At 45.5% G+C, this 11,790-nt stretch carries 11 protein-coding genes; 5 read left to right on the top strand and 6 right to left on the bottom strand.

Annotated elements, in window-relative coordinates; all coding sequences use genetic code 11:
* The first annotated feature begins 177 nt into the window (after nucleotides 1–177).
* From ABWH99_RS12735 to ABWH99_RS12720, 4 genes are all read left to right on the top strand, one after another.
* On the top strand, nucleotides 178–1,062 hold the full coding sequence (locus ABWH99_RS12735; protein ID WP_375582230.1) for an AAA family ATPase: 885 nt from the start codon (nucleotides 178–180) through the stop codon (nucleotides 1,060–1,062).
* Nucleotides 1,028–2,005, top strand: coding sequence for a DUF3871 family protein (locus ABWH99_RS12730; RefSeq protein WP_375582229.1), 978 nt, complete (start codon nucleotides 1,028–1,030; stop codon nucleotides 2,003–2,005). The genes ABWH99_RS12735 and ABWH99_RS12730 overlap by 35 nt, the downstream gene beginning before the upstream one ends.
* Before the next feature lie 65 nt (nucleotides 2,006–2,070).
* Nucleotides 2,071–2,520: a RadC family protein gene (locus tag ABWH99_RS12725; RefSeq protein WP_375582228.1), complete on the top strand. Its 450-nt coding sequence runs from the start codon at nucleotides 2,071–2,073 to the stop codon at nucleotides 2,518–2,520.
* A 394-nt stretch (nucleotides 2,521–2,914) separates the two neighbouring features.
* Nucleotides 2,915–3,985 carry an IS110 family transposase gene (locus ABWH99_RS12720; protein ID WP_375582227.1) on the top strand — a complete coding sequence of 357 codons (1,071 nt, stop codon included), beginning with the start codon at nucleotides 2,915–2,917 and terminating at the stop codon, nucleotides 3,983–3,985.
* Between the two features lie 564 nt (nucleotides 3,986–4,549).
* On the opposite strand, the gene ABWH99_RS12715 is transcribed toward ABWH99_RS12720, so the two are convergent.
* Genes ABWH99_RS12715 through ABWH99_RS12705 form a run of 3 tightly spaced genes read right to left on the bottom strand, consistent with a single transcriptional unit; the run spans nucleotide 4,550 to nucleotide 7,255 of the window.
* The gene (locus tag ABWH99_RS12715; protein WP_375582226.1) at nucleotides 4,550–5,791 is read right to left on the bottom strand and encodes a dipeptidase; all 1,242 of its coding nucleotides are present in this window, start codon (nucleotides 5,789–5,791) and stop codon (nucleotides 4,550–4,552) included.
* 19 nt (nucleotides 5,792–5,810) lie between these two features.
* Nucleotides 5,811–7,082 carry a hypothetical protein gene (locus tag ABWH99_RS12710; protein ID WP_375582225.1) on the bottom strand — a complete coding sequence of 424 codons (1,272 nt, stop codon included), beginning with the start codon at nucleotides 7,080–7,082 and terminating at the stop codon, nucleotides 5,811–5,813.
* A gap of 11 nt (nucleotides 7,083–7,093) precedes the next feature.
* Nucleotides 7,094–7,255, bottom strand: coding sequence for a hypothetical protein (locus ABWH99_RS12705; protein ID WP_375582224.1), 162 nt, complete (start codon nucleotides 7,253–7,255; stop codon nucleotides 7,094–7,096).
* A 342-nt stretch (nucleotides 7,256–7,597) separates the two neighbouring features.
* On the opposite strand from ABWH99_RS12705, the gene ABWH99_RS12700 reads away from it, so the two are divergent.
* Nucleotides 7,598–8,488 (top strand): glycoside hydrolase family 16 protein, encoded by an 891-nt coding sequence (locus ABWH99_RS12700; protein WP_375582223.1) that lies wholly within the window; start codon nucleotides 7,598–7,600, stop codon nucleotides 8,486–8,488.
* Between the two features lie 102 nt (nucleotides 8,489–8,590).
* Here ABWH99_RS12700 and ABWH99_RS12695 read toward each other — a convergent pair whose 3' ends face one another.
* The 3 genes from ABWH99_RS12695 to ABWH99_RS12685 form a co-directional block, all read right to left on the bottom strand.
* Complete coding sequence (locus ABWH99_RS12695) at nucleotides 8,591–9,022, bottom strand: nuclear transport factor 2 family protein (protein WP_375582222.1); 432 nt, start codon at nucleotides 9,020–9,022, stop codon at nucleotides 8,591–8,593.
* Nucleotides 9,023–9,341: 319 nt separating this feature from the next.
* Nucleotides 9,342–10,271, bottom strand: a complete 930-nt coding sequence (locus ABWH99_RS12690) for a nucleoside hydrolase (protein ID WP_375582221.1) — start codon at nucleotides 10,269–10,271, stop codon at nucleotides 9,342–9,344.
* A 335-nt stretch (nucleotides 10,272–10,606) separates the two neighbouring features.
* A complete protein-coding gene (locus ABWH99_RS12685; RefSeq protein WP_375582220.1) occupies nucleotides 10,607–11,644 on the bottom strand; it encodes a dienelactone hydrolase family protein in 1,038 nt (345 codons plus the stop codon).
* Between the last annotated feature and the right edge of the window lie 146 nt (nucleotides 11,645–11,790).

The raw sequence follows: 11,790 nt of genomic DNA, 5'->3' as shown, positions 1-11,790 counted from the left end.
CCCCCGTCAAGTCAATACCAATCTGTTTTTTGTCATAACGCTTTCTTTAAAAAACACAGATTCATTTTACTGTCTGGATTTCGAGTATTGATTAGATCAAGGACGTATGCACACGAGCCTGATTTTGACCATTTACTCAATAAAATCTATTCTCTCACATTAAATAATATAGCACTTATGGAAAATTTGAATTTCAGAAAGGCTGCCAGGAAACAGGCTAAAATCAAAATAGGTCTGCAAGGATCTAGTGGATCTGGTAAGTCTTATTCAGGCCTATTACTGGCTTATGGACTGGTAGGTGACTGGTCTAAAATTGCCGTGATAGACAGTGAAAACAATTCTGCGGATCTGTATGCTCATTTAGGTGATTATAACGTGGTTCCAATTGCAGCCCCATTTACACCTGAAAAGTACGTGGAGGCAATTCATCTTTGTCTACAGCACCAAATGGAAGCCATCGTCATTGACAGTATGTCTCATGAATGGGAATACCTGGTAGATGCGCATTCCAAAATGCCTGGTAATACCTTTCAGAATTGGGGTAAAATTACACCCAGACACAATGCCTTTGTCAATGCCATATTACAGGCTCCTATACATGTTGTCGGAACAATTAGATCTAAACAGGACTATGTGATGTCTGAAAAAAATGGCAAACAGGTTCCGGAAAAAGTGGGTCTAAAGGGAATTACCAGAGATGGTATGGATTATGAGCTGACGATTGTATTTGACATTGACACTAGGCATAGAGCTACAGCATCTAAGGATCGGACCAATCTATTTGTAGATAAACCTGATTTCCTGATTTCAGCGGAAACTGGTAAGGCCATCAAAGAATGGTGCAACGTAAATAATCCATCTCAGGATTTAGAGCCTTTAGAGGATATCGGTGAAATGATAGCTGGCTGTACTACTCTGGATAAGCTGTATCATTTGTTCAATGAGCATCCTCAATTCCAGGAAAGCCACAAGGATAAATTTATCCGGCAAAGAGAAAAAATCGAGTTTAACCAAAAATTACATTCAAATGGAAAATTTTCAAATTCAGCATTCCGCCATTAATTCAGAAGCTGCCAGAGGCCATTCTCAGTCTGGATTTATTGAAGCAAATACAGTACCCATGCAATTGGAGGAAATCAGGGATAAGCACATTATCCCTGTTTTTTTGAAGGACAATGAACCCACCATTTCTCAGGTAGAGTTTGTGGAGGTAATGACAGAAGCTGCCAGAGAAGTGTTTGGTATTAGTGCCTTACCTAGTCCTCAGTTAAGGGTATCTCATCCAATTAAAGGGAGAGTATATGAAGCCAGGCACAAAAAGGCCAGTGATTTGATGGACAATGAAAAGACCATCTATTATGAGAGGATGGCCATGCTGATTACTATTCCAGGATTTACGGAAGAAATCAATGGCAATACCTTGGAGCTTAACATTGGTGGTGTTAAGGCGTATAACCTGGATAACCTTAATAGTACCAAGGGATCCAAAGAGCACTTTAAATTTTTTGTTGGATTCAAGAACATGGTCTGTACCAACCTCTGTATCTCCACTGATGGTGCTAAAATGGACTGTCAGGCCAGATCTTTGGATGAATTGTATGCTGCTGCATTAGACCTTTTCAGGAATTACAATGCAGGGTTTCACATGGATGCTATTAATGGGTTAACAGACTATTCATTAACCGAAAAGCAGTTTGCCCAGATAGTAGGTAAGTCAAGGTTATACCAATACCTGCCCAAGGAGGAAAAGCAACAGATTCCTGAGCTGCTGATCAATGATACCATGATTTCCAAGGTAGCGGATTGTTATTTCTCAGATAAAAATTTCAATAGATCCGGGAATGGTGAAATAGACCTGTGGAGGTTTTATAACCTGCTTACAGGTGCTGTAAAGTCCTCCTACATTGATCGTTTTATCGAAAGGGAAGTCAATAGTTTTGATTTCACCCTGCAAATCAAAGAAGCTCTGGATCGTGGTCATGGTAACTTCTGGTATCTCAATTAATTGTTCTCACCTAAATCAAAAGCCTGCCAGTTTGGTGGGCTTTTTTTTACTTAAAAAAATATACCATGATCAATACCGTAAATGAAATCAACATCAGCTACAGCCCTAATAAGCAGTACCTGGAAGGCTGTACTATTTCCAGTTCTCAGGATTCCTTTAATTTGTTATACACTTTGTTCGACCAGAATACCATTTATTTGAGGGAGGAATTTATAATCCTCTACCTGAATAGGGCAAACAAGGTATTGGGCTACTGTAAAGCCTTTACAGGAGGTGTAGCAGGAGTAGTTTGTGATCCAAAGATTATCCTGGCCATAGCCTTAAAAGGGTTAGCTTCAGGTATTATACTTGCTCACAACCATCCTTCAGGAAATAGAAGGCCCTCTGAAATGGATAGAAAGGTAACAAATAGACTAAAATTAGCTGCCAAGGAAATGGATATTCAGCTATTGGACCATTTAATCCTGACCCCTGATGCTGATTACTTTAGTTTTGCAGATGAAGGAATGATTTAACAATTGTGACACTGTCAACAGCCGTATTTCAAAGAAAGGGAAATATTTAATGGCTATTCGTTTTTTACTCTTTCGACTAATAGATTAGAGTAAGACATGGTTTAATTTTAATAGAAAAAACCGCTTTATTTGTGAGGCGGTTTTTTTCTTTTCACATTCGATTTTCCTTTGGTTAGTTCTTAATTCGAGATTTTTTACAGGTTTTGTATCTTATTTGTATCTCATATAACTTAACCTACTGATAATCAATAGTACTTCACATATTGTATCGGAAAGTAAAAACCTTTGAGGTTTTGAAAACCTCGAAGGCCATATGTTTGCAAGAGCAATAGCATAAGTTTCAGGAAATCATTAGATTAAGTTTTCTAGAACCATGCTATAACCTCCGAAACTTATGCAAACACAAGTTAACAAAAACGATTTTTCCGGCCAAAACATTTATGTGGGTATTGATGCCCACCTCAAAAGCTGGAAAGTTACAGTGATGATGGATAATCTTCATAAACGCACGTTTTCACAGGATCCCTGTGCAGAGACTTTGTACAATTATCTTGTCCGGAACTATCCGGGTGCTACCTACTTCAGTGCCTATGAGGCTGGATTCTCGGGATACTGGACTCATTACAAGCTTTGCGCTCTTGGGTTCAATTCCATTGTGGTCAATCCTGCTGATATTCCGACAACCGGCAAGGAAAAAGTACAGAAAGAGGATGCCAGGGACAGCCAAAAAATTGCCCGGTCCCTAAGAAACGGGGAACTGGTCCCTATCTACATACCCTCTTTGGCCTCTCTTGGTGACAGGGGGCTTATGAGGTTAAGAAAAACTGTCGTCAATGATACCACCAGGATCAAAAACAGGATCAAGGCCAGCCTCCATTTTAACGGCATAAGTATTCCCGGGGAAATAAACAGCCCAAAATGGAACAAAAAGCTTCTTAGATGGCTGGATGGACTTGAACTCGGTATGGTGGAAAAACAAATAATGGACAGTCATCTGTCCATTTTGTACCATATGCGGAAAACCACCCTAAATGTCACCAACCAAATACGAACCCTTTCCAAAACAGAAAAGTATGAGCAGGAAATCAAGTTATTGATGACCATTCCAGGAATCGGGCTCCTGACGGCAATGACCCTATTGACCGAGCTGGAAAGGCTGGACAGGTTCAACTCCCTCGACAAACTATGCTCTTTTATCGGCCTTGTACCGTCAACCAACTCATCCGGGGATACCGAAAGAACGGGTAATATCACCCCCAGGGGGCATAAGGTGCTGAGAGCTGCTCTAATAGAATGTGCCTGGGTCGCTGCAAGGACTGATCCGGCATTGGCAAAAAGCTATAACCAATATTGCAAAAGGATGAAAGCCAATCAAGCCATAACCAGAATAGCAAAGAAACTTTTAAGCAGGATCAGATACGTATTGAAAAACAAACAGCCCTATGTGCTTGGAGTCGTCAAATAAAACCGCACAAACATATTATTCTGTAAAACAATCCCCAACCTTTATTGGGACCGTTAAAAAACCTTGCAGCAACTAAGTTGACTGTTATCTCGAAGGCTACGGCCCAATATCCAATAAATTAAAATGTGGCAATGCAGCTCATTGAGTCTGTTAATAGAAGGTTGTTTTATGGAGTAAGTTGCTGTTTTTGATAGTAGTAAAACGAGTTTTTTAAGCTATCAAAAGACAAAGAATTCAAAGATAAAAAAAGCCCCTAACTAAAGGGGCCTGGGAGTATATTCTCCGTCATGAACCCTATTGCTGGTGGGTTGCTCTCCAGCAGAGCCCACTTCCTCTTCAGATTCATGTTTTAAAGATAAAATGTATCTTTCTCAAGAAAAAATATCCCCGCAAATTAGGAAAGCAACATAGAAGGTTTCACCGTGAATAGTATTAATGGATCCCAATTCTAGAAATTTTTAGAAAAAGTAGAAGACTCCTAACCATTAGTTAGCTATATTTTTAGACAACTTCTGAAGTTAATTTAATACCCCCAAAAAAATCTACCCATCTTTACCGATAACCTTATCCCCCTGTCACCTCCCGGATCACACGAAGCCAGTTTAAGCCCAGGATTTTTTTAATTCGTTGCTCGCTATAACCAAGCCGCTGCATGGCCAGGGTAATTTGGGGAAAATCGCTGATATCCTTAATTTCCCTTGGCAGTTCCGGACCACCATCCAAATCAGAACCTATGGCAATGTGGTCTTCTCCTACTAAATTCACCCCGTAGTCGATCACTTTCGCCAGTTGATCCACGTGCATCCAATAGGGATCTGGAATCGTTCCCGTGAAATTTAGGGGAACCTCTTTCATCAGTTCCTGATCCACTTCCTCAATGGTCTCCAACTCTGCGCTTTGAACGGAGGCCGGCGTGGTCTCTTTGGTGTCTGTCTGCCATTCCCAGTATTTTGGGTTGTTAAACAGGCTACCAAAGTGAATCCCAATCACCCCTCCTTTTGATGCCAGCGCTTTCGCTGCTTCGTCGGTAATGCAGCGTGGGTGAGGTACGATGCTGTAAAATCCTCCATGGCTGTAAATAACGGGATGTTTACTCGCCTCAGCAGTCTGCAGGATCGCCTCATTCGATGCATGGGCAATATTGATCACCATTCCAAGGCGATTCATTTCGGCAATGATTTCCTTTCCTAATTCGTTAATGCCACCCCAACGACGAACATCGTTACAGGTATCTATAAACGCATTGGTGGTATTGTGGGCGGTAAGCTGCATGGACCGAAGACCCAGGCGGTAAAGCGCCCGAAGCAGGTTGATGTCCCCATCCAGGTCAAAAGGTCCTTCCAAATCCAGAAATGCTGCAATCTTCCCCTTCCTGGTGATGCGCTCTATATCCGAAGCGGTAAGTGCCAGCTCGATTACGGAATGATTCTTTTCGATTTGATCCAGTGCCAGGTTCACCACCCGAAAGGTGTTTTTTGTTTCAAACCGTCCGGGATAATAATGCTCAGGAGTATAGACGGTGAAAAACATCGCATCCACGCCTCCTTCTTTAGCCCTTGGCAGATCTACTGTCCCGTCGCTGTAGCGTTGCCCAATATCGGTACCAAACAGCAGTTCCCGGGTCATGACATGTGTGTGTCCATCCATCACCAGTGCTTTGCGATGCAACTCAGGCATCTGATCATCTTGGGAGTACAAAGAACGATTGTCTCCGGCGGCGGAGGTGGATAACAAGGGTTCCAATGGAAAAACATTTCCAGCTAATGGCAACAAAGCCAAGCGCTTAATGAGGTCTCTGCGTTTCATGCGACTATCGGATTATCAGTTACGAGTCAAAACCCCTTATATAGGGCCGGCTGGGGGGTCGTTCACCTGTATTAAATTGTGGACCCCGGGTGGAGCGGTAGCTCATATCCATGTAAGGGGTCTGGATGGGGCGTCCAATCGCCGTGAAACGACCGTTCTCCCAGTTGGATTCCATGTAATGGTTAACAATGCCGGTCGAAAGCAATAATCGCTCGGCGGGGAAGGGTTCCTGCTTGGTAACCATCATTTCGGTAATCCAGTGAGGCTGGGCATTGGAAGCGTGGTACTGATCAAAGGGGCCTGCCCAGCCCAGCATAGAGACGATGGTGGGCGCTTCCTGTCCGTCAATCTCTCCGGCGTAGGTCCATCCCACATCCCTGCCTGAGAGTACCGCAGCGTTGTTTCCATCATTGTATTCCACCAGACACAAATTGGCCCGATCATTCTGCTTGAAATGTCCAGATGGTAATTCAAATTCTGTCGCGACTGCGTCGACCAACCTGCTGGCCCAGGCATTTCGTTCAACCCATTTCCAGACCTCAGGACCCCGGATTGACTGTACCGATCGGATGCCGGTCTCCCCACCCTTTCTGCGCTCTACGAACGCTTGAAGCACATCAATACAATGGAAAATACCGCCTTCGTCGGATGCCCCACCTAGTACGACCGAATGCGTTATTGGTGTATCGATAGGCAGCTCGATCTCAGGCTTGCGGTAGTAAAAAGGTATGGATGAACCACCGGTCAATGGAAAATTAAGCTCCCGGGATTTGTCAAACATCCACTTGGCCTCATCCCAATTGTAGGAAAGGTGCTTGTCATTGAAGACCGGAACGGACCGCCCGCTTTGCTCGAATACCTGGATCACCTGGCTGTAGAGCAGCCAGCGTGGCAAAAGCCAATGCCCCTTCAAATCCTTGGGATAATCACCATGTTCTCCGACGATAACCACGCCATCCACTGCCAGCTCCTTCCCTCCCAACGTCAGGGCATCCGCTACCTTTCTGAATAGCGGAATATCTTTGGCAATTGCAACCTTTTGGCCCAACTCACTTTGTTCGTATTGGTGCAGGAAAATCGATGCTACCTCTACTCTCGACGGGGTATGAGCACCCTGCCACCAGTAGCCATCAATCAGCTTGGTGACAATCCAGTCTGCGTGCGATCTCGTAGCCCCCCAATAACTCGCCAATACGGCAATACGAGGGCGGGCTTGCCGGGACTGAGCGACCGCCGGGAAACCGATTCCGGTTAAGGTAGAAATCCCTGCCAAACCAGTTATCCCGAGCATTTCGCGCCGACTTAAAAATCGATGGCCTTTTTTTCTTTCTTCTGGGAAATGGAAACCACTTTTCCCTGCATTTTCTTTTCCAGGTATTTTGCCCATAAGGTGTACGTCTTGTTCGAACCGGAATGAGTGACACATGCTTCCGGAACATACAAATCTATACAAATACCGGACATTTGCCCCTTTGTATCGGCTGTTTTTTGGGATTCTGCCACTGAATTATTTACCGAAAGCGAAGTATTACTACCTGTCCCACAGCTGCTTGATTCGACTAGCAATAATTCGAGCGTGCCGCACCATTTATTCTTTACTGTCGGTGAAACAACAAGTGTACCGGTACTTTCGTCGGACTTTTGGTATCTTTCCGTCCACAGCTACCTTCGCTGGATCGAAGCAGGTAGACATGCAATTCCCCTGCACCATCTCGCTATCTGCACCGAACGTTTTTCATGATGCGCTAAAGTGAAAATCTTAACAGCTTTTTCGTAGATTTGATACAACCGTAAGCAATCTGTCCCATGAAACAAAAGGTCCTGTGGGCGATTTTATTTATCGCCCCTTTTTTTGCATTCTCCCAAACGGATTCGTTTCACCATTCCTTTGTCGAGAATTTTTCCGATACTTCATCTTTATATTTTAGGTATGGGTCTACCGGAAACAAAACGGAATTTAAATACAAGTTGGGTGTGCCTTCTCCTACAGAAGTCAACTCCAAAATCCTATCCTTTAAATTAGATCCGAGCGATAGTGCCGGGGCCGGTCGGGGACCCGAAATCATCTCCAAAAAGTTTACCCACTTTGGTACCTATTCTGCCAGGTTGAAAATTCCTCAAGCCAATGCCATCCAACCAAACGTCGGTGCAGTGGTAGGTTTTTTCACCTATCACATGGATAGTATTTCCGGTTTGAGTGAAATTGATTTTGAATGGCTGCTGGCGGACCCGAAAGTTATCTACGTGGGTACCTGGACGGGCCATTCTGGTGAACTTAAACGCGTTGGCAGGATCATCAATCTGGCAGAAGGAATAATCTACAGCACGGCCTACAGGGAAGATCACCGGGATATTCGTGAACCGTTAAAAGGACTGCAAAATCAGCCACAGCACCTTCCGGCCAAGGAAGGATTTGATGCCTCCGAGCAGTTTTATACCTACGGCTTCGATTGGTATCCTGACCGGATCCGCTGGTGGATGCTCGATCCGGAAAGTGATGAAAAAATAATCCTCTGGGATTACCAGGGTACAGATAAAGGAATCCCCCAACACCGCAGCCTTTACCGGATGAATTTCTGGCATACCAACAATTGGTCCGTGCACACCAATCCACAATCGACAGAGAAACCGCTGCACCCTTACGAACTGGAGGTGGATTGGATGTCCTACAAGCCTTTCAAAGAAGACGCCAACTAATTTCCTTCCCGGTGTAGGACATCAGGCCCAGAACCGTAAGGATGCATTAAACCATCCCGGCCAGAGATAGCCTGATCAATCGGGCGGAAAAAAGCAGAAGCCTTATTTGGCTATGCGGACACCACCAAAGGTCTGCCGAATGATCTTTCCATTCCGGATAATAAAGGTATCGGTACCGTAGCTCAAAACAAATTCCGGGGTTTCGGCTTCCCATACGATGTACCCCACGTCCGCTACCGCCAGGCTTTGATTGAGGGTGAGCCGGGCTTCCTGACTGGGGAATGCGCGAAAGGCATTGCCAAAATTTTTCCGGATTTCATCCAAACCCCGAAAGGTACCGTTTGGGGTGATCAGAATGGATTCTTCTACATAGTCTTCCATGACCCCATCCAAATCGTTTGCCAGAAAGGTTTGCCAATGATGGTCCAGTACGGCTTTTGTTTGGGATTCGTCGATTTCCCCGGAGGAGGACTGGGAAACACATCCGTTTGCCAGCATCGCTAGCACAAAAAGAAAGGCAGGTAATTTTCTCATGACTGGTGGTTTTCCGGTAAATATAAAAAAACTTGGGTGTCAATCCCGCTTTTTGCGAAAGCAAATACAGAACCTTTGACCCAGTGACAGGAAAAAAGCAAAGCGGGAAGCTCTGAGGTTGCGCTGAAGGGACGAAGTACCCCGGCATTGAAAAAAGCCAGAACTTATAAAAAACCAACGTGCTCAAAACTACCCTAGAGGGCTGAAAGTCCTGTAAGGATGAGAGCAGGGCCAGGCCTTTGAGGTTAGGTCTTTTCGCAGAGCCTGGACGAAAAGAAGCCTCGAGGTGCTAGAGCCCTCAAGGACTTCGGAGACCAAGCTAGCGTTTCAACACCTCGTAAAACTCCTTTTCCATGGCCTCTGCATCAATGCGGACAAAAATCTTAACGCTAAACTTCTTGTTTTCGGGTGGGGCATTGACAGAAATCACCTCCGCTAAATCGGGACGCAAATAGGCTTGCACAAGGGCCAAATCCCACATCACGCGGGTTTTGTCCTGCGGGTTTTGCTCGCGCCAGCGATCTGCCAGCATCTTTTCCAGCGGTACGGCATCGTTCAGGTTGGCATAGGTCTCGTCCCGGTCAAATTTCAAGGGCAAGGCTTCTTCCACAGGCATTAAAGTAAAATCCAGCGCCTCCAAATCCATCAGGTAATCGAACGCATTCAGGTCATTGCGGATATTGAATTCATTCTTACTCCAGGCTTTTTGCTCAATAAAATATCGGGCACCCAGAGAATAAACCCGTATGCGGGGAAGAATGGAGGGATCCAGTATAAGGGCAGAAGCCACATTGGTCAATGCCCCCAGCGTGAGTATGTCTAACGTTTCTTCCGTAGTAAGCGCCTGGACTGCGCGAATGATGGCCTGAGCTGCGGGAGAATCCCTGGCTTCTCTGCCACCCCAGGCCCTTCCTACCTGTCGGTCCGCCCCTATGGGATGGGGAAGGTCCGCTTTCCCGGCCAATGCAAGCAACGCTTCATTCAGGCGTTGGCTATCTTCCACCGTCACTAAGCCCTTCGTATCGTACGCATTCCATTTGTCAAAAACCAGCAGATCGGGATTGTTAAAATGAGCGGAGCTCAATCCGATCAATTGGATTCCATCGTCTTTTAATACGCGGGCGATTGCATACAAATCATCCATCTCGTTGCCTGTATCCGCGTCCAACCAAACTTTCTGTCGTTGTCCGAAACTAGCCGTAGCAAGCAGCACCAAAAAAAACAGGCTATTTATGCTTCGTTGTACCATGATTTTTTCTTGTAAGGTACCAAAAATCGGGCGTAGATTTTTGATTTTCCAACAGAAATCGGCTACCGATCTCCTTAGAGACAGATTAGCAAGTGCCTCAGAATTGGACAAGTTTCTCCAAAGGTGGGTACTGCAGTTTTCCCAGGTAGCTCAGTTTTTGACCGAGGAAAAGAATGGGATCTATCAGTCGCTGCCCAACAATGGTACGGGTGATGCGGAAAAGCGGCAAGCAAAGGAGTCGAAGAAAGAAAGCATGTATACCAACCAAACGAGCTACTTTACCGGCGATCGTAGCCTGGATGATTTCCGGGGGAATAGTGCTGTTGGGAACGGTGCTATAACCATTCACGCAAAAATTGCAAAATGTCGGCGCGCATTTCCGGGGTTTCTTCGTGCGCAACCGGATATACCCCTAGTTGCCAGGCTTCGGGTGCACCGGCTTTCTGATAAACGGCCTTCAGATTTTCGTCGATTATTTTCAATCCTTCAGACGGAGTCAGGGGATCAAACGCCCCAGCCAGACCAAAATGAGGCCTCGGCGCTATCAATGCATTGATCGACGAGGTAGAAAAATGGGTTAGTAAATCAGGAACGTAATAATAGATGCCGTGTAGCCGGAGTTCTCCCCGATCCATTAAGGTCTGAAAATCGGTCAGGCAATTCAGGTCCACGCATACCTTAATTCGCTCGTCCAGAGCAGCCAGCCACCAGGCCATGGTGCTTCCCATGGACATGCCCATAGTGGCAATGCGATCCGGATCAATGTCTTCCCTGGAAACCAGGTAATCCAGTGCCCGGAGATTATCGTACACCATCATCCCAAAAAGCACCTCTCCCTTCCACAGCATTTCTTTAAAAAGATCCAACTCTGCCCTCCCGGACCTTTCCCCAAAACCCCAGGAATCGATACAAAGCCCGGCATACCCTTCCTTCGCCAGGGCAATAGCAAAGGGGGGCGACTGCATTTCTTTTCTCCCCAGGACAAACTCATTCTTCCCTACCTCGTACTGGCCAAAATGAGAATGGTTAAACAAGACCACCGGTAGTTTTCCAACGGCATTTTTCGGCTTGGAAAAAAAAGCGGGAACAAGTTCTTTCCCGTTGATATCCAAAAGTAATTTTTGGATAATCACGCCCTCTTTTTCCTGCGTCGACAGCAGCTCCACGCCAATCGGGCGGTCCCTCTCAGGAAGCCTGCCCAGCAGCGCGTAAAGTTTTTCGCGTTGTTCGGCTACGTTCCAGGTATCTGTCATAAAATCTTCCATGGGCAAGGATTTGGTTTGGGCGATGGCCGTATCATACAGACTCATACTACAAAGAAATCCGATGAATCCGATAATACTTCTGGCTAACTTTCGACGATTTATGGGCATTCTCCTTTGGTTTTAGGGTTTGACTTGCTTATTCGTTAGGTATTGGCCTACAACGTTGATGCCTGCTACCCCGTCACTATTCGCTTTTTTTTTGGCTGACAACCGTCGGTAGCGCAGCACATTTTTGATTCATCTGCCCGCCAGGG

It is taken from the genome of Cyclobacterium xiamenense (genome assembly GCF_042140265.1).
Taxonomy (GTDB): Bacteria; Bacteroidota; Bacteroidia; order Cytophagales; family Cyclobacteriaceae; genus Cyclobacterium; species Cyclobacterium xiamenense_A.
Note: the sequence above shows the minus strand (reverse complement) of the source record. Positions and strands in the feature narration are given on the sequence as shown.

Bases quoted from the DNA above. Each gene is read 5' to 3' on its own strand.
- ABWH99_RS12730 (WP_375582229.1), top strand. From the start codon at position 1,028: ATGGAAAATTTTCAAATTCAGCATTCCGCCATTAATTCAGAAGCTGCC.
- ABWH99_RS12690 (WP_375582221.1), bottom strand. From the start codon at position 10,271: ATGGTACAACGAAGCATAAATAGCCTGTTTTTTTTGGTGCTGCTTGCT.
- ABWH99_RS12700 (WP_375582223.1), top strand. From the start codon at position 7,598: ATGAAACAAAAGGTCCTGTGGGCGATTTTATTTATCGCCCCTTTTTTT.
- ABWH99_RS12705 (WP_375582224.1), bottom strand. From the start codon at position 7,255: ATGTCCGGTATTTGTATAGATTTGTATGTTCCGGAAGCATGTGTCACT.
- ABWH99_RS12715 (WP_375582226.1), bottom strand. From the start codon at position 5,791: ATGAAACGCAGAGACCTCATTAAGCGCTTGGCTTTGTTGCCATTAGCT.
- ABWH99_RS12695 (WP_375582222.1), bottom strand. From the start codon at position 9,022: ATGAGAAAATTACCTGCCTTTCTTTTTGTGCTAGCGATGCTGGCAAAC.
- ABWH99_RS12685 (WP_375582220.1), bottom strand. From the start codon at position 11,644: ATGCCCATAAATCGTCGAAAGTTAGCCAGAAGTATTATCGGATTCATC.
- ABWH99_RS12725 (WP_375582228.1), top strand. From the start codon at position 2,071: ATGATCAATACCGTAAATGAAATCAACATCAGCTACAGCCCTAATAAG.
- ABWH99_RS12710 (WP_375582225.1), bottom strand. From the start codon at position 7,082: ATGCTCGGGATAACTGGTTTGGCAGGGATTTCTACCTTAACCGGAATC.
- ABWH99_RS12735 (WP_375582230.1), top strand. From the start codon at position 178: ATGGAAAATTTGAATTTCAGAAAGGCTGCCAGGAAACAGGCTAAAATC.
- ABWH99_RS12720 (WP_375582227.1), top strand. From the start codon at position 2,915: ATGCAAACACAAGTTAACAAAAACGATTTTTCCGGCCAAAACATTTAT.